The 25,105-nt window shown below is 42.9% G+C and carries 25 protein-coding genes; 14 read left to right on the plus strand and 11 right to left on the minus strand.

Annotation, left to right across the window (positions count from 1 at the left end):
- The first annotated feature begins 3 nt into the window (after positions 1-3).
- Positions 4-1,443, plus strand: a complete 1,440-nt coding sequence (locus OEG80_RS11435) for a WS/DGAT/MGAT family O-acyltransferase (protein ID WP_263240920.1) — start codon at positions 4-6, stop codon at positions 1,441-1,443.
- Between the two features lie 48 nt (positions 1,444-1,491).
- Here OEG80_RS11435 and OEG80_RS11440 read toward each other — a convergent pair whose 3' ends face one another.
- Together OEG80_RS11440 and dxs are read right to left on the minus strand one after the other, a co-directional pair.
- Complete coding sequence (locus OEG80_RS11440; RefSeq protein ID WP_011512618.1) at positions 1,492-2,319, minus strand: inositol monophosphatase family protein; 828 nt, start codon at positions 2,317-2,319, stop codon at positions 1,492-1,494.
- A 368-nt stretch (positions 2,320-2,687) separates the two neighbouring features.
- Positions 2,688-4,730: a 1-deoxy-D-xylulose-5-phosphate synthase gene (dxs, locus tag OEG80_RS11445; protein ID WP_263240922.1), complete on the minus strand. Its 2,043-nt coding sequence runs from the start codon at positions 4,728-4,730 to the stop codon at positions 2,688-2,690.
- Positions 4,731-5,288: 558 nt separating this feature from the next.
- On the opposite strand from dxs, the gene ribA reads away from it, so the two are divergent.
- The 3 genes from ribA to OEG80_RS11460 all read left to right on the plus strand — a co-directional run bounded on the left by ribA (position 5,289) and on the right by OEG80_RS11460 (position 8,037).
- Complete coding sequence (gene ribA, locus OEG80_RS11450) at positions 5,289-5,963, plus strand: GTP cyclohydrolase II (protein WP_133103852.1); 675 nt, start codon at positions 5,289-5,291, stop codon at positions 5,961-5,963.
- An 18-nt stretch (positions 5,964-5,981) separates the two neighbouring features.
- Complete coding sequence (gene hemF, locus OEG80_RS11455; protein ID WP_263240924.1) at positions 5,982-6,992, plus strand: oxygen-dependent coproporphyrinogen oxidase; 1,011 nt, start codon at positions 5,982-5,984, stop codon at positions 6,990-6,992.
- A gap of 574 nt (positions 6,993-7,566) precedes the next feature.
- Positions 7,567-8,037, plus strand: a complete 471-nt coding sequence (locus OEG80_RS11460; RefSeq protein WP_263240925.1) for a c-type cytochrome — start codon at positions 7,567-7,569, stop codon at positions 8,035-8,037.
- 80 nt (positions 8,038-8,117) lie between these two features.
- Here OEG80_RS11460 and gloA read toward each other — a convergent pair whose 3' ends face one another.
- Positions 8,118-8,684: a lactoylglutathione lyase gene (gene gloA, locus OEG80_RS11465; RefSeq protein ID WP_263240926.1), complete on the minus strand. Its 567-nt coding sequence runs from the start codon at positions 8,682-8,684 to the stop codon at positions 8,118-8,120.
- A 96-nt stretch (positions 8,685-8,780) separates the two neighbouring features.
- The gene (locus OEG80_RS11470; protein ID WP_149408929.1) at positions 8,781-9,419 is read right to left on the minus strand and encodes a carbonic anhydrase; all 639 of its coding nucleotides are present in this window, start codon (positions 9,417-9,419) and stop codon (positions 8,781-8,783) included.
- 444 nt (positions 9,420-9,863) lie between these two features.
- Here OEG80_RS11470 and potA point away from each other — a divergent pair, with 444 nt between their 5' ends.
- From potA to OEG80_RS11490, 4 genes are all read left to right on the plus strand, one after another.
- Positions 9,864-11,072 carry a spermidine/putrescine ABC transporter ATP-binding protein PotA gene (gene potA, locus OEG80_RS11475; RefSeq protein ID WP_263240927.1) on the plus strand — a complete coding sequence of 403 codons (1,209 nt, stop codon included), beginning with the start codon at positions 9,864-9,866 and terminating at the stop codon, positions 11,070-11,072.
- Positions 11,072-11,950: a spermidine/putrescine ABC transporter permease PotB gene (potB, locus tag OEG80_RS11480; RefSeq protein ID WP_263240928.1), complete on the plus strand. Its 879-nt coding sequence runs from the start codon at positions 11,072-11,074 to the stop codon at positions 11,948-11,950. Before potA ends, potB begins: the two co-directional genes overlap by 1 nt.
- Positions 11,950-12,780, plus strand: coding sequence for a spermidine/putrescine ABC transporter permease PotC (gene potC / locus OEG80_RS11485; RefSeq protein ID WP_263240929.1), 831 nt, complete (start codon positions 11,950-11,952; stop codon positions 12,778-12,780). The genes potB and potC overlap by 1 nt, the downstream gene beginning before the upstream one ends.
- A gap of 86 nt (positions 12,781-12,866) precedes the next feature.
- A complete protein-coding gene (locus OEG80_RS11490; protein ID WP_263240931.1) occupies positions 12,867-13,757 on the plus strand; it encodes a LysR family transcriptional regulator in 891 nt (296 codons plus the stop codon).
- Between the two features lie 72 nt (positions 13,758-13,829).
- Here the strand turns inward: OEG80_RS11490 and OEG80_RS11495 are convergent, their stop codons facing one another.
- The 4 genes from OEG80_RS11495 to OEG80_RS11510 all read right to left on the minus strand — a co-directional run bounded on the left by OEG80_RS11495 (position 13,830) and on the right by OEG80_RS11510 (position 16,383).
- Entirely contained in the window at positions 13,830-14,201 is a 372-nt protein-coding gene (locus OEG80_RS11495; RefSeq protein ID WP_020442595.1) for a CrcB family protein, read from the minus strand.
- Between the two features lie 58 nt (positions 14,202-14,259).
- Complete coding sequence (tsaD, locus tag OEG80_RS11500; RefSeq protein ID WP_263240932.1) at positions 14,260-15,318, minus strand: tRNA (adenosine(37)-N6)-threonylcarbamoyltransferase complex transferase subunit TsaD; 1,059 nt, start codon at positions 15,316-15,318, stop codon at positions 14,260-14,262.
- 96 nt (positions 15,319-15,414) lie between these two features.
- Positions 15,415-15,930: a c-type cytochrome gene (locus tag OEG80_RS11505; protein WP_263240934.1), complete on the minus strand. Its 516-nt coding sequence runs from the start codon at positions 15,928-15,930 to the stop codon at positions 15,415-15,417.
- 66 nt (positions 15,931-15,996) lie between these two features.
- Positions 15,997-16,383 carry a hypothetical protein gene (locus OEG80_RS11510; RefSeq protein ID WP_263240936.1) on the minus strand — a complete coding sequence of 129 codons (387 nt, stop codon included), beginning with the start codon at positions 16,381-16,383 and terminating at the stop codon, positions 15,997-15,999.
- A gap of 392 nt (positions 16,384-16,775) precedes the next feature.
- On the opposite strand from OEG80_RS11510, the gene rpsU reads away from it, so the two are divergent.
- Together rpsU and OEG80_RS11520 are read left to right on the plus strand one after the other, a co-directional pair.
- Complete coding sequence (gene rpsU, locus OEG80_RS11515) at positions 16,776-16,991, plus strand: 30S ribosomal protein S21 (protein WP_010195908.1); 216 nt, start codon at positions 16,776-16,778, stop codon at positions 16,989-16,991.
- Between the two features lie 191 nt (positions 16,992-17,182).
- Positions 17,183-17,632: a GatB/YqeY domain-containing protein gene (locus OEG80_RS11520; protein WP_011512603.1), complete on the plus strand. Its 450-nt coding sequence runs from the start codon at positions 17,183-17,185 to the stop codon at positions 17,630-17,632.
- Between the two features lie 74 nt (positions 17,633-17,706).
- Here the strand turns inward: OEG80_RS11520 and OEG80_RS11525 are convergent, their stop codons facing one another.
- A complete protein-coding gene (locus OEG80_RS11525; protein ID WP_263240938.1) occupies positions 17,707-19,368 on the minus strand; it encodes a M48 family metalloprotease in 1,662 nt (553 codons plus the stop codon).
- Positions 19,369-19,777: 409 nt separating this feature from the next.
- On the opposite strand from OEG80_RS11525, the gene OEG80_RS11530 reads away from it, so the two are divergent.
- The 4 genes from OEG80_RS11530 (at position 19,778) to thiS (ending at position 22,096) form a co-directional block, all read left to right on the plus strand.
- Positions 19,778-20,245 carry a sulfurtransferase TusA family protein gene (locus OEG80_RS11530; RefSeq protein ID WP_263240940.1) on the plus strand — a complete coding sequence of 156 codons (468 nt, stop codon included), beginning with the start codon at positions 19,778-19,780 and terminating at the stop codon, positions 20,243-20,245.
- Positions 20,246-20,486: 241 nt separating this feature from the next.
- On the plus strand, positions 20,487-21,350 hold the full coding sequence (gene rpoH, locus OEG80_RS11535; RefSeq protein ID WP_011512600.1) for an RNA polymerase sigma factor RpoH: 864 nt from the start codon (positions 20,487-20,489) through the stop codon (positions 21,348-21,350).
- A 65-nt stretch (positions 21,351-21,415) separates the two neighbouring features.
- Complete coding sequence (locus OEG80_RS11540) at positions 21,416-21,784, plus strand: DUF423 domain-containing protein (RefSeq protein WP_020442588.1); 369 nt, start codon at positions 21,416-21,418, stop codon at positions 21,782-21,784.
- Positions 21,785-21,895: 111 nt separating this feature from the next.
- Positions 21,896-22,096 (plus strand): sulfur carrier protein ThiS, encoded by a 201-nt coding sequence (gene thiS / locus OEG80_RS11545; protein WP_011512598.1) that lies wholly within the window; start codon positions 21,896-21,898, stop codon positions 22,094-22,096.
- A gap of 298 nt (positions 22,097-22,394) precedes the next feature.
- Here the strand turns inward: thiS and hpf are convergent, their stop codons facing one another.
- Positions 22,395-22,763, minus strand: coding sequence for a ribosome hibernation-promoting factor, HPF/YfiA family (hpf, locus tag OEG80_RS11550; protein WP_201530493.1), 369 nt, complete (start codon positions 22,761-22,763; stop codon positions 22,395-22,397).
- Positions 22,764-23,165: 402 nt separating this feature from the next.
- Positions 23,166-24,863 carry an RNA polymerase factor sigma-54 gene (gene rpoN / locus OEG80_RS11555; protein WP_263240944.1) on the minus strand — a complete coding sequence of 566 codons (1,698 nt, stop codon included), beginning with the start codon at positions 24,861-24,863 and terminating at the stop codon, positions 23,166-23,168.
- Positions 24,864-25,105 lie beyond the last annotated feature (242 nt).

A 25,105-nucleotide genomic window follows, 5' to 3' on the forward strand; every position in this document is an offset into this window, starting at 1 on the left:
ATTATGCGACTTCTTACAGCAGTCGACCAGTTGTTTTTACTTCTTGAGTCGCGTAAACAACCCATGCATGTTGGAGGTCTATTTTTATTTGAATTACCAGAGGATGCCGATATCAGTTTTGTTCATCAGCTTGTAAAGCAGATGCAAGACTCTGATGTACCGCCAACGTTTCCGTTCAACCAAGTACTTGAGCATATGGTATTTTGGAAAAAAGACAAAAATTTTGATGTCGAGCACCACTTGCATCATGTCGCCCTACCCAAGCCCGCCCGTGTGCGCGAACTTTTGATGTATGTTTCAAGAGAGCATGGTCGTCTATTGGACCGTGCTATGCCACTGTGGGAATGCCATGTGATTGAAGGCATTCAGCCAGAGAGCGAAGGTAGCCCAGAGCGCTTTGCGCTGTATTTCAAAATCCATCACTCGCTGGTTGATGGCATCGCTGCCATGCGTTTGGTCAAAAAATCCTTGTCACAATCGCCCAATGAGCCGGTTACTTTGCCTATTTGGTCATTAATGGCACGCCATCGCAATCAGATCGATGCTATCTTGCCCAAAGAGCGCTCCGCTTTACGCATCCTGAAAGAGCAAGTATCTACCATTAAGCCTGTGTTCACAGAATTACTGGATAATTTTAAAAATTATAATGACGACAGCTATGTCAGTACCTTTGATGCCCCGAGAAGTATTTTAAACAGACGCATCTCAGCATCGAGGCGCATAGCGGCACAATCTTATGATATCAAGCGCTTCAATGATATTGCTGAGCGTATTAATATTAGCAAAAACGATGTAGTACTAGCCGTTTGTGCTGGTGCTATCCGGCGTTATTTGATTTCGATGGATGCACTACCTAGCAAGCCTCTGATTGCGTTCGTGCCCATGTCTTTACGAACTGACGATAGTGTCGCGGGCAATCAGCTGTCATTTGTCCTTGCCAATCTGGGTACTCATCTGGATGATCCATTGAGTAGAATCAAGCTAATTCATCGCAGTATGAACAATGGAAAACGCCGTTTTAGACGTATGAATCAAGCGCAAGTTATTAACTACAGTGTGGTGTCTTATGCATGGGAAGGGATTAATCTGGCGACTGGTTTGTTTCCTAAAAAACAAGCCTTTAACCTGATTATCTCAAATGTGCCAGGCTCCGAAAAATCATTGTATTGGAATGGCGCGCGCCTACAATCTTTGTACCCTGCCTCGATTGTCTTCAACGGGCAAGCGATGAATATTACGCTGGCAAGTTATTTGGATAAGATTGAATTTGGTATTACTGCCTGTAGCAAGGCCTTACCTCATGTGCAAGATATGCTGATGCTGATAGAAGAAGAGTTGCAGCTCCTTGAAAAGGTTAGTAAAGAGCTTGAATTCAATGGTATTACAGTTGAAGATAAAAGTAGCTATAAAGGTAATGGTAAAACAAAAAAGCTGGCTCCGTAACGGAACCAGCTTTTTGTTTGTCATACTTAGCTATCTAAAAGGGGACGATTAAAGTGCATCGCCCCATGCTGGCACTACCACTTGCATCAAAGGTTTTAGCAGTTTTATATTACAAGCAAAGATAGAGCCTGATGTCATCGAATTGTGTGCGCCGGTATGATCAACGACCACGCCACGTGCTTCGGTGACAATAAGCTCGCCTGCTGCGATATCCCAAGGCTTGATTGACATCTCAAAGTAGCCATCAAAACGACCAGCAGCCACATAACATAAATCAAGAGCAGCTGAGCCTAAACGACGGATTTGACCGCCCGCTTCAGTGATTTTTTGTAGGCTTTCGTAGTGCTCTTTGGCATATGAGATCACTTCGCCATTGCGCTTACGCTCAAGAGGATGCCCAGTAGTAAATAAACCACCATCGATCGTTTTACGCTCACTGACACTGATACGGCGTTGATTTAAACGCGCGCCTTTACCACGGCTAGCAGAGAACATCTCATCACGGACAGGATCATAGATAACACCATGCTGAGTCACGCCTTTATGCTGTACGGCGATAGACACACAGAACTGCGGTACGCCATGAACGAAGTTTTTAGTGCCATCTAGTGGATCGATAATCCAACACCAGTCAGCATCTTCGCCGCGACCTTCCTGCATACCAAACTCTTCACCCAAATACGAATGATTTGGATAGCTGGCTTTTAGCGTCTCAATCGTCAGCTCTTCACTAAAGCGATCAATACGAGTAACCAGACCATCTAGTCCTTTTGACTCGATATCCAACTCAATTTTGTGACGGTTTTGATGCGCGTACAAAATTTCTTTACCGACTTTTTCAGCAGCACGCGCTGCGATGACGACCATGGGTTCCATACAATAACCTGCTTGTTTGATAAATGGATATTACTAGATAAATATTAATTGATAAGTACCAATCGATAGATACTTATTAATAAAGAAAGTATGTAAAGTAAGAGATACTTATAGCACCAACACTACTTATAAAATCAATGAAAAATAAAGCCACATAGCAAACCACAATATTTGGTTGCTATTAGTCGCACCGCTCAAGTTGTCAAATAGTTCACACCTACGGCAAGCAGGCGATATCTTGGCACAAAAATACAGCTTTATTTTTTACACAGCTATTTTATCAACTTTTTACGGACTATGGGTATTTATTATTTTTATAATGTAGCAGATAGATGATTAATCGTCTTTTAAACCTTAAGCCACATCAGTTAAGATAATAAGTTTTGGAGCTGATTGAACACACCTTCCACATCTAGACCACAATCTGCTAGCTGTTCTGCTTGAGAGCCATGCGCAACAAACCGATCAGGGATACCTATATTGCAAATAGATGGACGATGGATTTTAAAAGCAGCCGATTTATTTAATAAGTATTCATTGACCGCACTACCCGCGCCGCCCATGATCATATGCTCTTCTAAAGTCGCTATATGAGTAATACCTTGCTCAACTAGGGTTTCAAGCAAGTTAGTATCTAAAGGCTTCACCCAACGCATATTGACCACATGCAGCTGACAGCTTGATGCTAATAAAGGGGATTTCGCAATCATTTCTGCGGCTTTCTCAGCCGTTTCGACCATCGTACCAAATGCCAATAATGCCAGTTTCTTGGGTGCATCGTCTGTACCAAGTACCGACTCTATAACCGCCTCACCAATATTATAAATTTGCGCAGGCTGCGTAATAGTCGCGCCAGTGCCGACACCGCGCGGATAGCGCACTGCGGTACAACCTTGGTATTCATAACAAGTATTGAGCAAATGATAGCATTCGTTTTCATTTTTTGGCGCTGCAATCAGCATATTGGGCACGCAGCGTAAAAATGCAAAATCAAATACGCCCGCATGCGTAGCGCCATCTTCACCAACTAGGCCGGCGCGATCAATGGCGAACATCACATCAAGATTTTGCAAAGCAACATCATGTATCAGCTGATCGTACCCACGCTGTAAAAACGTCGAATAAATTGCCACAATTGGCTTCACTCCTTGTGTTGCCATGCCACCCGCTAACGTCACAGCGTGTTGCTCAGCAATCGCTACATCAAAGAAACGCTCTGGAAATTGACGAGCAAACTCAATCATCCCTGAGCCTTCTTCCATCGCTGGGGTAATGGCGAGCAGCTTATTATCTTGTGCCGCTTTGTCACATAAAAACTGCCCAAATACTTGCGAGTACTTTAAGGAAGGTTTAATCGCTGCTTTTTCAGTTTTTGGTGCATTATCTTCAGCAGGTAAGCTACTAATAGCATGATAGCCGACCGGATCTAATTCAGCAGGCGCAAAGCCTTTACCTTTGGTGGTATAAATATGGACCAAAACTGGACCTTTGACTTTCTTGGCAAGAGACAATACACGTAGTAGCTCAGGAATATTATGACCATCAAAAGGACCAAAATAGGTAAAGCCTATCGCCTTAAAGAGGTTGTCTTCTAGTTGCGGTACATCGCGCTGCTCTTTATGACGCTTACGTCGATCAAAGGCTTGCATATCAGGGCGTTGACATAATATTGGCTCGCCTGCATCAGAGATATCAACCTGATACCCTGACTCCCAAAGCATTGCTAAATGCCGTGAAAAGCCACCGATCGAGCAGGATATAGACATGTCATTGTCATTCAAAATCACCATCAAATCAGCGTCTTGTTGCACCGCGTCATTCATCGCTTCAAACGCCATGCCACCTGTCATCGCCCCATCGCCGATAATACAGGCAACCGTCTGCGCGCGCCCTTGATAGCGTAGCGCTAAGCTCATGCCTAAACCGGCTGAGATGGACGTTGATGAATGCCCAACCCCAAAGGTATCATAGACAGATTCGGCGCGTTCTGGAAAAGCCGTTAAGCCAGTTTTAGAGCGGATAGTACCTAACTGATCACGGCGACCTGTCAGTACTTTGTGCGCATACGCTTGATGACCCACATCCCAAACGATCTGATCTTGCGGGGTGTCTAGCAAATAATGTAGCGCAATAGTCAATTCAATCACGCCTAAGTTGGCACCGAAATGACCACCGCTTTGACCCGCTGAATACAATACAAACAGCCTTAGCTCATCGGCTAAAGTCATCAGCTCAGCACTGCTAAAAGTCTTGAGATCAGCAGGACTATCCACACTGTCGAGCAATGGCGTCTGTGGACGCTCACGTGGAATCACTGCATACGTTTGTTGCAGTTTTGATAGCGGTACAGCAGAATCAACAGCTGACGCAGATAATGACTGAGACTGTGGGGAATGAGGTGACTGCTGCATAAAACGTACGATACCTACCAATCTGCTGACCAGATGCTACCTTAGACAAGGTCTAGCAATAGTCTAAGTGGCGTTAATAATAGCCATGCCATCATTTGTATCATCGCTAATACAATAGATGGCATCGACTATACAATTAGTGATACAGCTTTTATCGCTGCAATAACCCAAAATACGCTATTTGATATAAAGATAATAACGTTCAATGACAACCCTAAAAACTGCTCTAATAGCTGTCTCAAAGGTCATAATAATGGCTATTATGCCTTATTATTTTGTATCCATACCGGACGTTAGTGACGACATAGTAATGTAAGGGCAAAGACTTGTCACTGTATCCGTCAAAATAGTATGGCATAATAGCATTTATTTTTAATTGTCGCTTTAATCATCGTGCGCCGTCTGTGAACTTTGTGTGTTTTTATAATTTATGGGTTTTTATAATAAATATAATTAGCATACTATCTTGCAAACCCTCTAGCTTACAAGAACTTAGCTATTATAATAAAGCTATGTCAGACAGTTAGCGCCACGATGATCAGCTTATGCAGGGCATTAATGTCATATCAATTTATTACTAGCGCCAAATTGCCTACTCGTCACGGCGAGTTTGATATTCATATTTTTGAGAATGATGAGGGTCAAGAGCATGTGATGCTGACGGTAGGTCTGCCTGTGTTTGATCAAACGGATATTGCCGACAGCATCTTAAATCAAAAAGATGATGCTTTATCAGAACGCCCTATTCCGTTAATAAGAATTCATTCTGAGTGCTTAACTGGTGACGCTTTTAGCTCCTTAAAATGTGATTGCGGACCACAGCTAAATACCGCTATGGATGCGATACAAAAAACGGGCTGCGGGGCGATTTTATATCTGCGTCAAGAAGGACGCGGCATCGGTCTGACCAATAAAATCCGTGCTTACGCCTTACAAGATCAAGGTCACGACACTCTAGATGCCAACCTTATGTTGGGGTTGCCTGCTGATGCGCGTATCTATGATATGTGTGGACCCATGCTTGCTCATGTAGGCGTTGATGCTGTGCGCCTTATCACCAATAATCCTAGTAAAGTCGCTTACTTAACCGAGCATGGTATCGATGTCATTGAGCGGGTGCCATTAGTCGTTGGAGTGAATGATATGAATGCTGAATATCTAGCGACCAAGCGCGATCGTATGGGTCATCTATTAGACACAGATTTTAATACCACCCTACACCTTAATAAATAGCAAATAATCAGATATTTTATGAGCATTCCAAATATAGATAACGATATCAATGTGTCGGCGACCGATACAACAACAACACCAAGCCATCATGACATCATGCGCGTGCGTGAATTTCTAGTCGATTTGCAAGCGCGTATCTGCCAAGCCCTAGAAGCGCAAGAAAGTGATGGCTGCACTGACGCACAGAAAGCCGCTACTTTTGTCCCTGACGATTGGGAGCGCCCTGAAGGTGGTGGTGGTCGCTCGTGCGTGTTGGCAGACGGCGAAGTGATAGAAAAAGCCGGCGTTATGTTTAGTCATATACACGTCCAAAACCTGCCTGCTTCAGCAACTGCGCGTCATCCTGACATTGCTGGTCGTAAAGCACAGGCAATGGGCGTGTCTCTTGTTGTGCACCCCAAAAACCCTCACGTTCCCACTAGTCATGCCAATGTACGCTTGTTTATTGCCGAAGCAGAAGGCAAAGACCCTATTTGGTGGTTTGGTGGCGGTTTTGATTTAACGCCATTTTATCCTGTGCTTGCTGACTGCGTGCATTGGCATCAAGTCTGTCATGACCTCTGTGCACCTTTTGGCGATAGTATTTATCCTGATTTCAAGCAATGGTGCGACGAGTATTTCCATTTACGTCATCGTGATGAGCAGCGCGGTATCGGCGGCTTGTTTTATGATGACGTCAATACTGAAAGTCGCGGCTGGGATTTTGAGACCTGCTTTAAATTTATGCAAGCGGTCGGTAATGGCTACCTTGAAGGTATGCTGCCAATTTTTGAGCAGCGTAAAAATGTGTCCTATACTGAAGCAGAGCGTGAATTTCAGCTTTATCGCCGAGGTCGCTATGTTGAATACAACCTTGTCTATGACCGTGGCACTCTATTTGGTCTGCAAAGTAATGGGCGTATTGAATCCATCTTGGTCAGTATGCCACCGCTTGCTAGCTGGCATTATCGCTTTGAGCCAGCTGAGGGCACGCCTGAGTTTGAGTTGACTGACTTCTACCTAAAACCGCGTGATTGGTTGACTTTATAATCGGGATTGGCATAATAACTTACTAGTATTTATTGGTTTTGATATAAATCATTTTATTGTTAAAAAGGTCAGCTAATCATGCTGACTTTTTTTATTTTAAAGAAAGTGTTATTCAAAATAAGTAATGATAATTTTTAGGACGGCAATTTATATAGTCAGTCTTGAATAAAAGAAATACAAAAATTATAAGGTACTACTGGTATCAATTTTTCTTGCTTACCGTGTCTACGCAGACAGAGGCTGCGAATAATTAATCCTAGTAGCACTGTATTCTTTTAAAAGTGTATCTACTATAGCTTAGCGAAAGCGATTATTTAAAACCAATTTATGAGAATATTTAATCTATTTTACAAAAACTCACGGTTTCGCCCTATGCTACTTAAGCTGCTTGCTGTTTAATATAGGATAGTACGTAATTTAAGCATCATGAAAAAAAGTATTTTCGAATGTTAATAAAGAAAATATATTAAAAATATCGGATAAAATTTATTTTAATAGTAGCCATTTAATCAGGTGACGAGCATGCGTATGCTACGCCACCTTTTTATTAGCAACGTAAAAAGGAGCACGAATCATGACTCAGGTATCGAATCAAAAATCATTAAAATCTATCTTTGCTATCACTTTGATGGCAGCCACTTTAGGGCTGACGGCTTGTAGCACACCAGTAGACCCTGATGTCAAAGCTCGTCAGGACATCATGAAGAATTTCGGTGATGCAATGAAGGTTATGGGCGGTATGGCAAAAGAGCCAGATACTTTTGATGCTGCAGTGTTTAAAGAGCAGGCGGCATTTTTAGCAGAAGAGTCTAAAAATCCTTGGAGCCATTTTAATAATAAAGACGCCGCTGGCAATGCCAAAGCAGAGGTTTGGTCAAATGTTGATGACTTTAAAGCTGAAGCAGAGAATTTCCAAAAGGTCACTGCTGAGCTAAACGCTGCTGCACAGACAGCAACTAGCATTGACGATGTGATGCCAGCTTTTAAACCTGTTGGCGACAGTTGTAAATCCTGCCATACGGATTTCCAAGTCGAAAAAGACTAAATAATAATCCTTTAGCAATATAAAAAGCCACCCTATCAAACAATAAGGTGGCTTTTTTATTCGCTTAACTTATGAATCAATTAAGCCATCAAATCTGATTGTACGATTTCAATCCAATATCCATCAACATCTTTAATAAAGACAATATTTTTCATGCTGCCTTCATCTGGTCGTTTTTTGAATTCGACATTGTTTTCATCAAACCAAGCTACCGCTGCATTGAGATCAGGTACATTAAAACAAATATGACCAAACCCTTGTGGCTCTTGATTGCCATCATGATAGCTAAAGTCCGCTTTTGTCTCGGTACCATAGTTATGAGTCAATTCCAAAATGCCACGCTGACGGAAGGCAAAAATCTCTAAATCATTACCTGACGGCAAGTTTTCACGTTCACTCTCAGTCAGCTTGGCTAAAAAGTACAAATCAAAACCCATGGCTGGGAATTTTTTGACTGCCAGTAACGTCATACCTAAGACACCAGTATAAAACGCTAAAGACTTCACAGGATCTTTGACACGCAGCATCGTATGGTTAAAGGTATAACCTGTCGTCTGCGCTGAGATAGGCTGTACGCCATCAGCCTTTACGCTGCTTTCAGGTTGCTCTTGTATTGAATGGTCGTTGTTAAAAGTATTATTACTCATGATTATTCCTATATTTAAATATTTTCAATCACTAATAGATTAAATGATCATACCTATAACACTTAGTCTTTCTAGCATAGCCTCTATAGAACACTATTAAGCATCTAAAAACCGCACTTTACCTGTTTCTAAGTCGTACTCGGCACCAACGATCAATAGCTGACCACTACTGGTTAAATCCTCTAACGCACGCGAGCCATGCTTTAATTGACTGACCGACATACGCACATTTGCACGTATAGAGCGATCAACCAGCTCGTCTGCATCCACATCTTGCCCATTAGCGGTCGCAAGTTCATGCAGATTATAGACACTTGGACGGATACGGTCGACGATAGATTGTAGATTGGGTGAGTAGTTTTGCTCAGGATTGATTAATGTTTCAACACAGGCGGTGACAGCGCCGCAGTGCGAATGTCCAAGCACCACGACCAGTTTAGTATTGAATTTTTCAGCAGCAAATTCGATCGAACCAATTTGTGAAGGAGCTACCACGTTACCTGCGACGCGTATGACAAATAAATCGCCTAAACCTTGATCAAAAACGATCTCAACCGGTACCCGTGCGTCCGAGCAACCCAAAATAATCGCTAAAGGGTCTTGATCTTTGATTAATTCTGGACGCCTTTGCATACAGGGATCGGTATTGGTCAAGCTGTCTACATAGCGTATATTACCTTGCTTAAGCAGCTCCAGTGCTTCCTGACCTGTTTTAGGGCGTGTATTGTTAGGCATAAGAAATCCTTGATAATTTAACTGGTTAACATAGTAAATTGCTCTATAACTATCCTGTCATAGAGTCTAAGTCTTCGTTTGGCGCTTTAAGCAAACCTCACTTAAATTCTTACTTTTATAAGTCACTCTATATTTATCATACGCAAACCAATTGTATAGGAATAAATTCAAAAAAATGGTAAAAATTATTTAAATTAAGGGTGGCTACTTAGTCTATTTAACAAAGCGTAGACTCATCTTTAATCGCTATTTCAAGATCACTATAGGGGTCAACCAACCAACAAGGAACTTGCGCTGACTTATAGTGAAGGTTTGTTATAATAGCCTGCGACCAATCACCGTTAAACTCATCGCTTTAACATACTAAATCATCATGTCTAACGTATACAGCGTTCAGACTGACACTGATATTTTAGTATGTATGTCGGTAATCTAGGAATCATTATGACCGAATCACTTTTAACGCCGCCGACTACTCCTGCATCAGAAAACGCTGATAAGGTATTGCTACAACTGACCGGTCTAAAGAAAACCTATGATAATACTGAGGTCTTAAAAGACATCAATCTTGACATCAAGCATGGTGAGTTTATTACCTTACTCGGTCCTTCAGGGTGTGGTAAAACCACTCTACTACGACTGATTGCAGGATTTGAGCAGCCAAACGCAGGGGCGATTTATTTGGATGGCGTACAGATGGCAGGCTTGCCCGCTGATAAACGTCCGGTCAATACCGTGTTTCAGCAATATGCGCTGTTTCCGCATATGACTGTCGCGCAAAATGTGGCGTATGGTCTAAAGCTAAAAAAAATCCCTAAAGATGAGATTCAAACGCGGGTAAGTGAGATGCTAGCGATGGTGCAGCTAGAGCATTTAGCCAATCGTCGCCCGCAGGATTTATCCGGTGGGCAGCAGCAGCGCGTTGCGATTGCACGTGCAGTCATTAATCGTCCTAAATTACTATTGCTCGATGAGCCTTTATCGGCGCTCGATCATAAGCTGCGTCTACAAATGCAGTCTGAGCTCAAACGCCTACAACGTGAGCTTGGCATTACTTTTGTCTTCGTTACCCATGATCAAGAAGAAGCGCTGTCGATGTCAGACCGCATTGCAGTGATGAAAGACGGCAAGTTTCAGCAAATTGGTACGCCTATTGAGATTTACGAAACCCCTGCCAATTTATTTACTGCTAAGTTTATTGGCGAGACCAATTTATTTAAAGCGGAAGTCAAAGGTGTTTATCCTGAGCAGCCAGATCGTGATGGTCGCGTGACCAATGGTCGTATTGAGGTTGAAGTCTGCGAAGCCCAAGCGCAAGAGGGTCCGACGACCTTACGTAATCTGCGTCGACCCGATTTTGCCAACGATGTCCAAGTCGGTGATATCGTCAATTTATTGCTACGTCCGGAAGATTTGCGGATTTATGATCCGACTGACAACACCCATGGTGGTTTATTAGGGCGCGTTATCGAAAGCAATTATAAAGGCAGTACTTTAGACTCTATTATTGAGCTGGCTAATGGTCATGTGATTAAAGCATCGGAATTTTTTGATGAGGATGACCCAAGTTTTGACTATAAGCTTAATGAGGGCGTAAAAGTATCGTGGGTCGATGGTTGGGAATGGGTATTGCCAGAAGAGGATATCCACTAATGGCACATACTGGCATCAGCAATAAAAGCCCTTTTCGTACGGCAACGCTATGGCTGATTTGGGGTTGGCTTCTTATCTTTGCGCTATTACCCAATATATTGGTCATTGCAGTCAGTTTTCTGACCCGTGATAGCACGGCTTTTATCAGCTTACCTATCAGTATCGACAGCTACGTGCGTATGATTGATCCGCTGTACTTTGATGTCTTCGTGCACTCATTATGGATGGCAGGCATTACTACGATAATCTGCTTACTACTCGGCTATCCTTTTGCTTGGTTTGTCTCACGCTTCAGCAAACGTTGGCAGCCTTTGTCAATGCTCATGCTGATATTGCCATTTTGGACCAACTCTTTAGTACGGACGTATGCGCTTAAATTATTATTTGCCAATAACGGGTTAATTAATAAATCCTTATTAGCCATAGGCGTTATTGATGCGCCGATTGATATTTTGTATACCCAAGGCGCTGTGATTGCTGGTTTAACCTATTTATTGTTTCCATTTATGGTGCTGCCGCTATATGCAGTGTTTAGCGATTTGCGCAATGATATGCTGCTTGCCTCGCAGGATTTGGGCGCATCGAAACCACAAACCTTTTGGCACGTGGTCCTACCGTTGACCACCCCGGGGATTATCTCAGGGGTGCTGTTGGTACTATTACCAGCAATGGGTATGTTTTATGTTGCCGATATTTTGGGCGGTTCACGCAACTTACTCGTTGGAAATATTATCAAGAACCAATTTTTAGATGCTCGAGATTGGCCATTTGGCGCGGCCGCCAGTGTGCTGTTGACGCTTGCTATGGCGGTATTATTACTCGCTTATCGCGCCAGTAGCCGCCGTATTGGCAAGACTGACTTTAGTGAGGTGGCCTAATGTCTGATAGTTCACTAAATAGCTCAACAAATAATAAATCGCCGAACAACAAAAATCCCATAAGGTTTGGCAATATCGTCGCCAAAGGCTACCTTGGGCTGATTTATACCTTGCTATATCTACCTATCATCGTCTTGGTAGTCATGTCATTTAATAAGTCAAAAATTGGCTATAATTGGGGCGGCTTTAGTTTAAAGTGGTATGAGTCATTACTCAATAATCAGGCGATGTTAGATGCTTTTTGGCATTCGATTGTTTTAGGACTGGTTGCTGCTACGGTCTCCACCGTTATCGGTACATTAACGGCGCTTGCCCTACATCGCTATGACTTTCGTGGTAAAGGGCTGCTAAATGGCTTGTTATTTGTGCTAATGATGTCGCCTGAGATTGTCTTAGCGATATCGCTACTGGCACTGTTTTTATTAATTGGGCTACAGCTGGGTTTTGTCTCGCTATTATTGGCGCACATTACGTTTTGTTTGCCGTTTGTCGTTATAACCGTCTTTGCGCGCTTAAGTAGTTTGGATGAGCATTTGATGGAAGCGGCACGTGATTTGGGTGCCAGCGAATCAACAATGGTACGGACAGTATTGATTCCGGTGATTTTCCCTGCAGTGATGGCAGGTTGGCTACTTGCTTTTACCTTATCGCTCGATGATGTGGTGGTATCGACCTTTGTCACCGGTCCTAGCTATGAGATATTGCCGCTACGTATTTATTCTATGGTACGTGTGGGTCTTAAACCCGAGGTCAATGCGATTGGTACGATATTGCTGGTTGCTTCCTTAATTCTGGTTGTGATTTCACAGTTATTGCTACGTCGACGTTAATTTTGATTTTTTGCTTATTTAAATCATTTAATGAGCCAAATATTGCTTACTTCTTATTCCTTTAACTTCGGTGGTTAGATTATTTTATGCTAGAGCTTCGTCATCTTAATACGCTAACTGCGCTGCGAGCGCATGGCTCATTGGCCGCTGCTGCCGATGAGCTGCATGTCACTGCCTCTGCGGTCTCGCATCAGTTAAAAGAGCTGGAAAATTACTACGATATCAGTTTGGTCAACCGTCGCACGCGTCCGTTGACCTTTACGCCAGCTGGCAAGACGGTATTGGCACTCGCTGACAGCATTTTACCTCAGGTCACGCGCACCAAAGCCAACTTAAAACGCTTAGCCCATGGTCAAGCAGGCAGATTGCGCTTAGCTTCTGAATGTCATAGCTGTTTTGATTGGCTGATGCCCATTCTCAATCATTATCGCCGTGAGTGGTCAGATGTGGAGCTAGATTTTGCTACTGGTTTTGAGCCCGAGCCGCATCATCTATTGATGGAAGGTGATATTGACCTGCTCATCACCACTAGCAATCTGCCGATAGAAGGTATCAGTTATCAGCCCTTATTTGAATATGAAAGTCGTTTGGTACTTTCACCTACTCACGATTTGGCGGAGCAGCGCTTTGTGTGCCCCGAGGATTTGGTTGAGGAAACCTTGATTGCTTATCCAGTGGAAGCTAAGCGCCTTGATATTATTGCCAATTTTATGTCGCCAGCACAGGTCAGCTTTAAAAGTATGCGTACCACTGAGCTAACCGCTATGTTGATTCAATTGGTTGCTAGTGAGCGCGGGGTAGCAGCATTACCCGATTGGGTCGTCGCTGAATATGAGAGAAAAGGTTGGGTGGTTTCGCGCCCATTAGGTAGCGGCGTCTACTGTCAGTTATATGCAGCGACGCGCACCTCGAGCCAAGATACAGCGTATATGCAAGGGTTTGCCAGTTTATTAGAAGATATCGTAAAGCCTGTCTAGAAGTAATTATCACTAAAAAAAGAGCCGTATTAAAAATTAATATGGCTCTTTTTTATCGCTGCATTTTTGTTATTACAAAACCAACTTAAAGAAATAAAATCCAATTGCGGTTGCTAATAACGTCAGCCCCACATGTAGCCCAATCAGTCCTAAGCCCGCAAGCAGTTTACCATTATGAATAAAGGTAAATACTTCAACGCTAAAGGTGCTAAAAGTCGTCAGTCCACCTAAAAATCCAGTAATCACAAACAATCTGATATTGGGAGACAAGCCGCTGCCAACACGTTCGAACCACACCAAGGCCAGCCCTATCAATAGTCCACCTAAAACATTGGCGCCAAGCGTCCCAAGTGGAATCCAGTGGTGCATCGGGTTAAAACGCGCTAGCCACCCTCGCAGGCAAGCGCCAATGGCAGCACCTAATCCAATCGCAAGCCACTGCATAAGTTATCCTTGAGTGATATAAAGTTTAATAAATTGGATACAAGCGACTTTCTAGCGCTTATACCGCAGGCAACTCGGTTATCGGCCAACGTGGGACGCAGCTGACAGCCAAATCATCTGCTTGACCCGCTTGCAAACGCTCGTAGCCCGCATACGCAATCATCGCACCATTATCGGTACATAAAGCAGGAGGTGCATAATGTACGGTCGCATTTATTTTAGCAAGCTCCCGCTCGAGAGTTTCACGCAAATGACTATTGGCACTGACACCGCCTGCAATAACCAAGCGGCTCATCCCGACCTGTTTAAGGGCTTTGACGCATTTTTTAACCAAGGTATCGACCACGGCATGCTGAAAACTGGCGGCAATATCAGCACGGACTTGCGGGTCGCTATCAGAGCTATTTCCAGAGCCCCCTGAACCATTGGTATCTTTAATCAGATTATGCACTGCCGTTTTCATACCGCTAAAAGAGAAATCCAAACCACGATGTAACATTGGTCTTGGTAAACTATAAGCATCCGAATTGCCACTTTCCGCTAATTTAGCGATATTAGGACCACCTGGATATGGCAAGCCCAACATCTTCGCCGCTTTATCAAAGCACTCACCTGCCGCATCATCAATGGATTCGCCAAGGATTTCATATTGTCCAATACCATGGGCGGCAATCAGTAAAGTATGACCACCAGAAACCAGCAACGAGACAAACGGAAACGCTGGTGGATTCGCACCCATCAGCGGTGCTAATAGATGCCCTTCCATATGATGAATACCAATCGCTGGAATATCTAACCCATAAGCCAAGCTACGACCAAACAATGCACCCGTCATCAAGGCGCCGATAAGCCCCGGACCCTTGGTATAAGCGATGGCATCAATCTCATCTTTAGTGATATCACATTGCTCTAGCAATTCATTAAATAAAGGCACTAACTTACGGATATGATCGCGACTAGCAAGCTCAGGCACCACGCCGCCATAAAGGGCGTGCAGCTCTATTTGTGAATACAATACTTGCCCAAGTAGACCTTTATTGTCGCTCGTTATCTGTTCGCTATCAAAAATCGCTAGACCAGTCTCATCGCAAGAGGTCTCTAAACCCAATACTTTCATCTATCTGCCTTTATATTTTGCCTTGTAGCGTGAATAAAAAACCGCCACTGTAAGCTTACAATGGCGGTCAGTTTAGCAAATTTCAATCAATAATATTTAGCTAGCTGCAGCAACCATATAATCAACAGCCGCATGAACTTGTGCCTCACTGACTTCAGCGCTTGCCTGCGCAGGCATTTTGTTAAAGCCTTTGGCAGAGTGCATATGTAGTGTATCGATACCTTTGGCGATTCGTGGTGCCCATGCTTCTTTATTACCGAATACTGGCGCGGCTAATAAACCTTTTTCATGACAGACCTTACATTTTTTTTCATACAATGTAGCACCTGCATCAGCAGCCAACACTTCAGGCTCAGCAACGACAGCACTTACTTCTTCCGCTTTTACTTCTGACACCTCAACTGTTTCTACTTCAACGACAGGCTCAGCTTCAGCAGGCGCTGCTGGCTCCACAACCACAGCTTCGGTTTCATTAACCACCGCAGGCTCATCAGTGGGAGTGTTGTCACCACCGCTACAGGCGCTAAGTGTCAATAACACACTAAGACTTAGACCAGACAGCGCTAACTTAACAACTGATTTTTTCTTGATTACAGCTTGTTTAACAGTCATGGTTGTTTCCTCATCTATAGATGGTTAGTGACACCGCTCATTATTGAATACTGCCTTCAAGCAGGATTAATTGGTTGCAGGTTCAGCTGAATCCGTCGTCGGCACTTCAGTACTATTGGCCGTATCGGCAGTCGCCACAGCAGTATCAGAACTATCTGCGCTTACCGTTGCATCAGCTGCTGTTCCCTCTACTGCGACAGCCCCTTCTTCAGTACTCATCGTCGCATCTGTTGTCGCATCAGCTGCTGGCATTGGCGCTGTTGCTGGGAAATCCATCTTTTCTGCTGCAGGTGCATTCGCGCGAGCAATCTCTGCTGCCTCATCAACACGATCGACGGCTAAAATGTGATCTGACTCTTCACCTTCTTTCTCACTACTACAAGCACTGACACCAAAACCAAGAGCGACGATAAATGCTGTACTTAGCGCCGTATTGAGTACTGATTTTTTCATTCCAACATCCTTAATAAAGTGCACATAAAACGATTGATATTATGCAAATTATCATAGCATAAACTTGGCCCAAACCGTTATAGACAGTAGGGGTTTTATTTATACTGATGCTATTTAGTAAATAACCCGTTCATCCTTCCTAAAGAACGTTTAGCTATAAATGACTTACGACCCTTATTGCTGGCAGCAGTTTGCAACTTAATGATAGTTATAGATTAATAAGTAAAAGCCTTTGACTTTATTGCGATTTTTTATTAAAATAGGCGCCCTTGTGCTATTGCGCAAGACTATCCTAGTTTGAGCTGATGCCAGTAATCTTGAGATATTACGGCTAAATACTAATACACAGCCAAACTAATGCCCTTATATCTCATCCTAATCGAGGAGTCTTCATGCCTGCAGTTAAGGTTAAAGAAAACGAACCAGTTGATATCGCTATCCGTCGTTTTAAACGTGCTTGTGAAAAAGCTGGCGTATTGTCAGATGTACGTAAGCGTGAATTTTATGAAAAACCAACGCAAGTACGCAAGCGCAAAAAAGCTGCTGCAGTAAAGCGTTATAAAAAGAAATTACAACGCGAAACTATTCGTACCACTCGTATGTACTAATCGATAAGTCGATTAGCTAAGTACCAGCGCTACACTAACGCCACTGTTATCCGATGATATCAGTGGCGTTTTTTATGCTACAATTTTTGTTATTACTATCATTGGTTCTAACACTTTCTATTATAAAGCTTGTTCTGATTAGTAGACTTTTTACACAAACTTTTTACCTATAATCATAAGGAATAACAACAATGAGCCAAATTAAACAGACGCTAACTGACACCATCAAAGTCTCTATGAAAGCACGTGAGATTGAACGGGTCAAAGTACTGCGTAACGTACAAGCAGTTATCAAACAAATTGAGATCGACCGTCGAATAGAGCTTGATGATGCCGAAGTTTTGGAGATATTACAAAAACAGCTCAAACAGCGCCATGAGTCACTGACTATTTTTACCGAAAACGGTCGTGATGACTTGGCAACCAAAGAGCAGTTTGAGATTGATATTATCAATGAATATATGCCAAAACAGATGGATGATGCGGAGATTACTGCCTTGGTAAACGCAGAAATCGCCGAGCAAGGCGCAACGTCAATGCGTGATATGGGTAGCGTGATGGGTATATTAAAAACGAAAACCGCGGGTCGTGCTGACCCTGCCTTAATCTCAAAGCTGGTCAAAGACGCGCTACAAGGTTAATCGCTACAGTATATTGATAAAATTAACGCTTTTTCTATATAGCGCCTTATAGCAGTTAGTTATCAAAGAACCGCCTAAGGCTTAAAGTCTTTGGCGGTTTTTACGGCTTTGATTTCGGCGTTAATATTGGCAAGCAGTGGGCGAGCGCTATTGGCTTGAGCCGTATTTTGCAAATTTTCTGTCAATTTTTTGGCTTGTGTCAAAGAAGTCAACGCACGCTCGTAGCTTCCACTCCATAGTTGGTCATGACTGCGGTAGCGTAGTGCATTAATAGTAGCAATACTTTTTAGCGGTGCAGAATTGGTGGTCTTTGCCAATTTTTCATTGGCCAATTGCAAACTTTGCCAAGCATAGCGATCACTTGGTTGCTGCTCGGTTAACGGCTTGAGTAAGGCTTGGGCTTTGGTTGGCTGATTACTATTGGTCAAGGCTTCTGCCAGATAAAGTCGTAAGTCACGGCGCTCAGGATAGAGCCGCTGCTGACTCTCTAGAATTTCAGCAGCTTGTTGCCATTTATTTTGTTCAGTCAAAATCTGGCTTTGGGTAATGGACAATAATGGCTCGAGTACTTGGCGCTTTGCTATCGGCAATGCCGACAGCTCGACAAATAAATTGTCGGCTTCTTTAAAGCGCTGCTGCTTTCCATACCAGTGCATCAGCGCAAGCTTTGCCCCGATGCTGTTCTTTGCCGCAGTCGTTAATGCAGTCTCTGAAGCATGCTTTCCGGTACTTTGTACCCGCCAATAAAGTAAATCAAACAAAGCTTGATGGCGCTGCTGTTGATTTAACGGCAGCGTATTATAACGCTGCGCGCGGCTTTGAGATTCACTCAAGCGCTCATTACTCAGTGGATGAGAGCGGATAAAGCTTGGCAAAAACTGATTGGCGGTTTGATTCATCTGGCTTTTTTGATTCATGGTCGCAAAGAAGCGCGGCATCGCCCGTGGGTCATAGCCAGCTTGGTTCATGATTTGCATACCGACCCGATCAGCATCACGTTCATTATTACGACTAAACGCCATACTACTATTCATCGTGGCGGTTTGGCTACCCATCATCACTGCAGCTGCCGCATCACCATCGACGGTCGATGCAGCAATCGCGGCGAGCATGCCACCTATTTGCATCAGCAAGGCTTTTTTGCGCTCATCAGCGCCGCTTTCATAATGACGCTGACTGATGTGCGCAACCTCATGAGCTACAACGCTTGCCAGCTCATCCATGCTGTTTGCGGCCAATATAGTGCCGGTATTAAGACCAATTACGCCGCCTGGAGCCGCAAATGCATTGATACTTGGGTTATCGATAATGACCAAACCAAGCGGTGCTTGCTGGCGTGCTTGGGCATTGAGCCGCCATGTTAGTTCTTTGACCGTTTCTTGAATCCAAGGGTCATGCTCCATCTTTACATGACCATTGATGTTTCTTAATGACCATTCACCAAGCAATTTATTTTGATATTGCTCATCAAAGCTCAGCCCTTGCCCGCGTAAACTGGGCAAACTTAGCTCTTCTGTGTTAGTGGTTTGCCATGAATCATAGCTCAATGGCACCGTTTGGCTTTTGCTATAGGCGGCGCTTGTACAGGCCAATAGTATCGTTGACAGTGCTAATTTTAGTGCAAGCATTGGCGACAGATGATGGTTTACCTGCTTAGAGAATAACCCTGTCTGTATGCTTGCATAGTGAGTGATAGCACGTTTATTCCGTGCATTTATTAGCGGCTTATCAAGCATTGATTGTCTTTTAGAATAATCCAAGTGCGTACCCTATATGCATAATCATAACGTGCTTTGACTATACGAGCTTGTCTATTGAAGGTCAATTGCCGTCTGCCTGTCGCTACTAATAACTCCGCAGAGCGTCACTATTGCGCAACATGGTTATGTGAACCTATTAGATAAGTCTAATATAAAAATACGAAGATCAATACTACTCAGTTGTTCTGATTGATCAAACGCGATGATGACTATATTCAACTGCAATTGAATACAGGCAATTTGCTATAATGGTTGCTTATAAAACCGTCGGCGTCACAGCACAATCGCCATATTGTATTAAGATAGTATTATCCATAAATATTGTAATGCTAAGCATTAGACTGAAACACAAGGTTTAATATTAGCCATGTTAAAGGTTTATTTTATGTCTGCTGATAGTCCATCCATCATGGTACGAGCCTCTTATCCAATATGTATAGGAGAGACTTTGTCTAAGAGCGAGCAGCAATCAATCAAGCAGCTCCTAGACTTATTACCAGCAGATGATATCAACTTAAATGATAAAACAGATCTGAGTAAACCAGTACTTGTTATCAAAGATATGGTCGATGGTCGCGGACTTGCCTGCCCGATGCCACTGTTAAAAACTAAGGTGGCATTACGCAGTGTCGTCTCTGGGGAGTCATTGTACGTTGTGGCAACTGACCCAAATTCTCAAGCTGACATTATGGCTTTTTGTCAGCAAAGCCTACAAACAAAAGCCACTAACCCGCTATTGCTTAGTATTAATCAAGCCACCGTATCAGACAGTGAAGGATTTAGTGCCAGCCAATCTAAATATTCTGTTGATACAATATATCACTTTATCATTACCAAAACTGATAGCAACTAAGCGTCGCTATCCTTTACAATTACAACTATAAAGATTTTTATCTGACTGTTTGCTTATCTATTTAACCAAGGTCAAGAATATGGCTAATACCACTACTAACGCTGCAAATAACCGTAAAAAAGACAGCGCTGTTCCTGAAATAAACGAAGCGCGCGATGCAGCACTGAAAGCGGCAGCTGAGCGTCCGCCTTATGATGCCAGCGCGCTTGGCGATACCAGTACCCGTGATCTGGTACCTGCCATGCCAACGCATTTGTCCGCACCTGGGGTGAATTTGGGTGCTTATATTAATACCGTGCACCAAATCCCTATCTTGACTCCGACGCAAGAGCAAGAGCTTGCCCATCGCTATTATGATGAAGGCGATGTGGAAGCGGCGCGTTTACTGGTCATGTCGCATTTGCGTTTTGTCATTCATATTGCCCGCAGTTATTCAGGCTATGGGTTACCGCAAGCAGATTTGATCCAAGAAGGTAATTTGGGACTTATGAAGGCGGTAAAACGTTTTGATCCTAACAAAGGCGTACGTCTAGTATCATTTGCAGTGCATTGGATTAAAGCAGAAATTCATGAATTTGTCATCCGTAACTGGCGTATTGTAAAAGTTGCTACAACCAAGGCGCATCGTAAACTGTTTTTTAACTTACGCAGTTTGAAAAAGACCAACAATCAGTTGACCCTCGAAGAAGCCGATGCGATTGCCAATGACTTAAACGTTACTCGTAAGCAAGTGCTTGAGATGGAGTCGCGCCTGACCTCTTATGATGCGTCATTTGAGGCGCAATCAAGTGACGATGACGATGGACGTTATGCGCCGCAGCTATTTTTGGAAGATGGCATTGACCCTGCCGAGATCGTCGAAGAATCTGACTGGGAAGAAAATAATTCATCAGCCCTGATTGCTGCAATGGAAACCTTGGATGATCGCTCACGTGATATTGTCGAGCAGCGCTGGTTATCTGAGCAAAAATCAACGCTGCATGAGTTGGCAGCGGTCTACTCCATCTCTGCTGAGCGCGTACGCCAAATTGAGAAAAATGCCATGGATAAAATCCGTGAAGCGATGACCATCGACAGTGTGATTTTGCCTGATGATATTCAATAAGTTGCCTATCAGTAAGACAACTGTTTTTGCCTAGTAAGCATTTATTCAACAATACGAGTACAACCATGTTCAATTGGATAAGTATCGCGGCGATCAATATGGCCATCGCCGTTGCTTTAGGCGCGTTTGGCGCGCATGGTCTCAAAGCTATGGTCAGCACTCAACAGCTAGAATGGTGGCAGACAGCAACCCTATATTGGTTCGTCCATTCGCTTGGATTATTACTTGTTGGTATCCTTATTCGCTTAAACTATGCAACCCAAACCGCCGCATGGTTATTACAAATTGGTGTCATTATTTTTGCAGGTAGTTTATACGCTATGACACTTGGTGCGCCACGTTGGTTCGGTGCCATTACGCCTATTGGCGGTGTGCTGATGATTGCAGGTTGGTTATGGCTTGCGCTATCTTCAGCACGCTTAACAAATAGCTGATTGATTGATTTAAGTAAAAAATAATCTTATTTTATTCAGCTACGTTAGTGTTGGTAGTAGTGAAAATAGTAAGGCTAAATAGGAATTTTGGATTATTAGGGAGTACGATTTATGAGCAATATTAGTGTTAATGGTAAGAAGTTACAGACGACTCATCAAACGGTACAATTGGTTGTCAATGAGCTTGGGCTTAGTAACGGTCGTTATGCGGTGGAAGTCGATGGTGAACTGATTCCTAAGAGTGAGCTTGATAAGCTACATATTGTTGAAGGCATGACTATTGAAGTAGTACAGGCTGTAGGCGGTGGCTAAGGTTTTTAACCATTGAAATAGATAGTCGTTTTTGATACATAGAATTTTAGAAAATCACACTGTAAAACCTAACGTTTACAACCCTTTCCTTTTAAAATTTATTATAAAAAAGACCTCAACGATTATGCGTTTGAGGTCTTTTTTTTACTTAGCGTCTTAGGCTTGCTAAATTGCTCATTTTTGAGCATGTCACGTATTCAAATTACTCAGGAATACTGTTCAATTTAATAACCTTGCTATTTACGCATTTATTTATTGGCTAATAATGATTAAAGTTTTATGACACAGCAAGCTATCACTAAACTGCAGGCTCAGCTTCAGCCGTCATCAAATCTTCATAGCGAGCATCACGCCCTACACCCTGTGTTTTTTTGCTCTCCATTTTTGTTTTATACTTGCGTACTTGTCTATCAAGTTTGTCTGCCATCTCATTTATGGCTTTATACATATCATCATCAAGAGCTTGGACAAACATCTCTTTACCCGAGACTCGCATGATAGCTTCAGCCTTATGGCTCTTTTTAGCACCGCTGTTATCTAGCGATAGAATCACTTGAATACTTTGAATCTGATCAAAGTGACGCTCGACTTTTTCAAGTTTTTCGCGAACTGCGGTGTCCATGGCATCGGTAATACTGATATGGTGACCACTGATAGAAACATTCATATTATTGTCCTCTTATTAGTACTTACAATCAACAGATGAGGTCGCATCGCTGCTCTTATCATCCTGCCTTACCACAAAATAATCTTGTATCTTTATCCTCAACGCCTTTAATAGCAGTGCTTTTAATAAAATATCGACGTATCCTTTTATCGTCTTTTTTATCTCATCCCTAATGACTGACTACATAAATTTGCTAAATCGACACTTTGATTTTGTTGTTGGTATGACTCTAATTTGTCATGAAAACCTGCTAGTAGCAAGGCTTTATATTGTAAGTAAATGTAATAAAATCGGTTGTTTCTTTAATGTTTCTATATAATCAAAAAATTTTATTTTTTATATTATCTACAAAATATTTTGATTATTGATCGACTCTTTAGATAAGTTATTGAATTCAGACCATTAATATTTTTGTTTGCGCTGTGTAGATGAGCCAATATTCATTGCTTCACGATATTTGGCGACTGTTCTTCTGGCAATATCGATACCTTCTGCCAACAAATAATCTTTTATCTTACTATCAGACAATGGCTTTTTGGGCTCTTCATCAGCGATAAGCTGCTTAATCATCGCGCTGATAGCAGTTGATGAGATATCGCCATCGCTGCTGCTAACATGTGATGAAAAGAAATGCTTGAGCGAAAACAGTCCTTGCGGTGTCAAAATGGTCTTGCTAGTGGTCAGGCGCGAGACCGTTGATTCATGTAAATCGACTTCGTCTGCAATCACCTTTAAAATAAGCGGTTGCATAGCAGTGGCGCCATACTGCAAAAAAGATTGCTGGTAGCGCACGATGCTAGTGGCGACCTTTAAAAGGTTCTGATTACGCTCTTCGATACTGCGAATAAACAAGCGCGCATCGGTGAGATTTTCACGCAGATATTGATTATCAGGGCTATTATCGCCGCGCTTAACAAGATTGGCATATTCTTGGTTGACTCGCAGTTTTGGCAAGGTTTCAGGGTTTAGACGTACCTGCCAGCCATCTTCTTGAGTAGATGTGGTGGTGTTTTGATGAGCATCATGGCGACGGATAGGCGTCACCAATACATCAGGGATATCATAGCTGTCGGGCGACTGAGTATAATCCGGTTGGCGGCTTTGAAATAGCAATCCTGGTGAAGGATTTAAAGTACGCAACAGCGTAAGCGCAGGGGTAATCTCCTGTGCCGCAAGTCCTGTGCGCTCAGTTAAGGCTTTAATATTATTACTGACCAGATGCTCACTGGCAGATAAGAGCGCTTGGGCTTGTTTTAGATAAGGCGTGTCAGTATCGAGCTTAGATAGCTGAATCGCTAAGCATTCACTTAGATTTCGTGCGCCGACCCCCAGTGGATCACAGGATTGAATCATGCGCAGTACTGCCATTACTTCATCCTGCTCAACGTGCTCATTCCACTGATAAAAGCTTGCAATAGTATCAAAGCTCTGTAGCAACTCTTCTATATCGAGCCGTACAAAACCCATGTCATCCATAGAATCCATCAAATACTCAGCGATAAGAGTATCTGTCTCTGAGAGACGTTTAAAATTCAGCTGCCAACGCACATGGTCTTGAATCGTCGCATTGGTACTGCCCTCATAGCGATCAAAGTCCTCAGAATCTGGACGCGCTGATATGCTGCCTGAACCAGTACTGGCGGTGTTAAAACCGTCATAATCTGCATTAGGGCTATCATAGTTTGAGCTTTCAAAGTCTTCAAGCGTATAACTGTCGATGGCATCCGTATCAAAACCGTCTTGCTGCAATTTATCTAGACTATCATTAGTAAAGCTATCGCTAGTACTGTCATCATAGTCAAATCCATCTTCATTATTTGATGAAGGAGATATAGAAAACGTATCAGAAGCAGTACTCTGATTCCAACTGTCTAACGTTAGTGGCTCGCCAAACTCATCTAATACGTCTTTATCCATACTTTCGTACTCATCTTCATCGTTTTCGATGCGTTCTAGTAATGGATTACTGTCCAGCTTCGCTTGAACCTCCTGCGCAAGCTCAAGACTAGAGAGCTGCAGCAATTTAATAGCTTGCTGCATTTGCGGGGTCAGTTTTTGTGAGGTGCTTAGCGTGGTCGCCAATCCGAACGACATACTCATGGGCAGTTTATTACACTCCAGTCTTGGTAATATTGTCTTTGTAATGCTGATTAGTGAGCGGTTTACCCTCAACAGGACATGACGATAGCATTTTTTGCGACAATTTTGCTATGATAATTTATGCCCTTGCCAGATAAGTGAATGACAAACCTCTGTCCGTAGCTTTCTGGTAGCTTCTAAAGAATACTTTAATAAAAATTTATACCTGTGCATAGTTGCATAGAATGATTTGCGGAGTAAGG

This window comes from Psychrobacter sp. SC65A.3 (assembly GCF_025642195.1).
GTDB lineage: Bacteria > Pseudomonadota > Gammaproteobacteria > Pseudomonadales > Moraxellaceae > Psychrobacter > Psychrobacter cryohalolentis.

Excerpts from the sequence above, each read along its gene's own strand:
- OEG80_RS11470 (WP_149408929.1), bottom strand. The coding sequence starts at position 9,419 with ATGCCTAACAATACACGCCCTAAAACAGGTCAGGAAGCACTGGAGCTG.
- potC (WP_263240929.1), top strand. The coding sequence starts at position 11,950 with ATGTCTGATAGTTCACTAAATAGCTCAACAAATAATAAATCGCCGAAC.
- rpoH (WP_011512600.1), top strand. The coding sequence starts at position 20,487 with ATGCCAACGCATTTGTCCGCACCTGGGGTGAATTTGGGTGCTTATATT.
- OEG80_RS11530 (WP_263240940.1), top strand. The coding sequence starts at position 19,778 with ATGTCTGCTGATAGTCCATCCATCATGGTACGAGCCTCTTATCCAATA.
- gloA (WP_263240926.1), bottom strand. The coding sequence starts at position 8,684 with ATGAGTAATAATACTTTTAACAACGACCATTCAATACAAGAGCAACCT.
- OEG80_RS11510 (WP_263240936.1), bottom strand. The coding sequence starts at position 16,383 with ATGAAAAAATCAGTACTCAATACGGCGCTAAGTACAGCATTTATCGTC.
- hemF (WP_263240924.1), top strand. The coding sequence starts at position 5,982 with ATGAGCATTCCAAATATAGATAACGATATCAATGTGTCGGCGACCGAT.
- OEG80_RS11495 (WP_020442595.1), bottom strand. The coding sequence starts at position 14,201 with ATGCAGTGGCTTGCGATTGGATTAGGTGCTGCCATTGGCGCTTGCCTG.
- OEG80_RS11540 (WP_020442588.1), top strand. The coding sequence starts at position 21,416 with ATGTTCAATTGGATAAGTATCGCGGCGATCAATATGGCCATCGCCGTT.
- OEG80_RS11460 (WP_263240925.1), top strand. The coding sequence starts at position 7,567 with ATGACTCAGGTATCGAATCAAAAATCATTAAAATCTATCTTTGCTATC.
- hpf (WP_201530493.1), bottom strand. The coding sequence starts at position 22,763 with ATGAATGTTTCTATCAGTGGTCACCATATCAGTATTACCGATGCCATG.
- OEG80_RS11505 (WP_263240934.1), bottom strand. The coding sequence starts at position 15,930 with ATGACTGTTAAACAAGCTGTAATCAAGAAAAAATCAGTTGTTAAGTTA.
- rpoN (WP_263240944.1), bottom strand. The coding sequence starts at position 24,863 with ATGAGTATGTCGTTCGGATTGGCGACCACGCTAAGCACCTCACAAAAA.
- tsaD (WP_263240932.1), bottom strand. The coding sequence starts at position 15,318 with ATGAAAGTATTGGGTTTAGAGACCTCTTGCGATGAGACTGGTCTAGCG.
- OEG80_RS11490 (WP_263240931.1), top strand. The coding sequence starts at position 12,867 with ATGCTAGAGCTTCGTCATCTTAATACGCTAACTGCGCTGCGAGCGCAT.
- OEG80_RS11435 (WP_263240920.1), top strand. The coding sequence starts at position 4 with ATGCGACTTCTTACAGCAGTCGACCAGTTGTTTTTACTTCTTGAGTCG.
- OEG80_RS11440 (WP_011512618.1), bottom strand. The coding sequence starts at position 2,319 with ATGGAACCCATGGTCGTCATCGCAGCGCGTGCTGCTGAAAAAGTCGGT.
- potA (WP_263240927.1), top strand. The coding sequence starts at position 9,864 with ATGACCGAATCACTTTTAACGCCGCCGACTACTCCTGCATCAGAAAAC.
- ribA (WP_133103852.1), top strand. The coding sequence starts at position 5,289 with ATGTCATATCAATTTATTACTAGCGCCAAATTGCCTACTCGTCACGGC.
- potB (WP_263240928.1), top strand. The coding sequence starts at position 11,072 with ATGGCACATACTGGCATCAGCAATAAAAGCCCTTTTCGTACGGCAACG.
- thiS (WP_011512598.1), top strand. The coding sequence starts at position 21,896 with ATGAGCAATATTAGTGTTAATGGTAAGAAGTTACAGACGACTCATCAA.
- OEG80_RS11525 (WP_263240938.1), bottom strand. The coding sequence starts at position 19,368 with ATGCTTGATAAGCCGCTAATAAATGCACGGAATAAACGTGCTATCACT.
- dxs (WP_263240922.1), bottom strand. The coding sequence starts at position 4,730 with ATGCAGCAGTCACCTCATTCCCCACAGTCTCAGTCATTATCTGCGTCA.
- rpsU (WP_010195908.1), top strand. The coding sequence starts at position 16,776 with ATGCCTGCAGTTAAGGTTAAAGAAAACGAACCAGTTGATATCGCTATC.
- OEG80_RS11520 (WP_011512603.1), top strand. The coding sequence starts at position 17,183 with ATGAGCCAAATTAAACAGACGCTAACTGACACCATCAAAGTCTCTATG.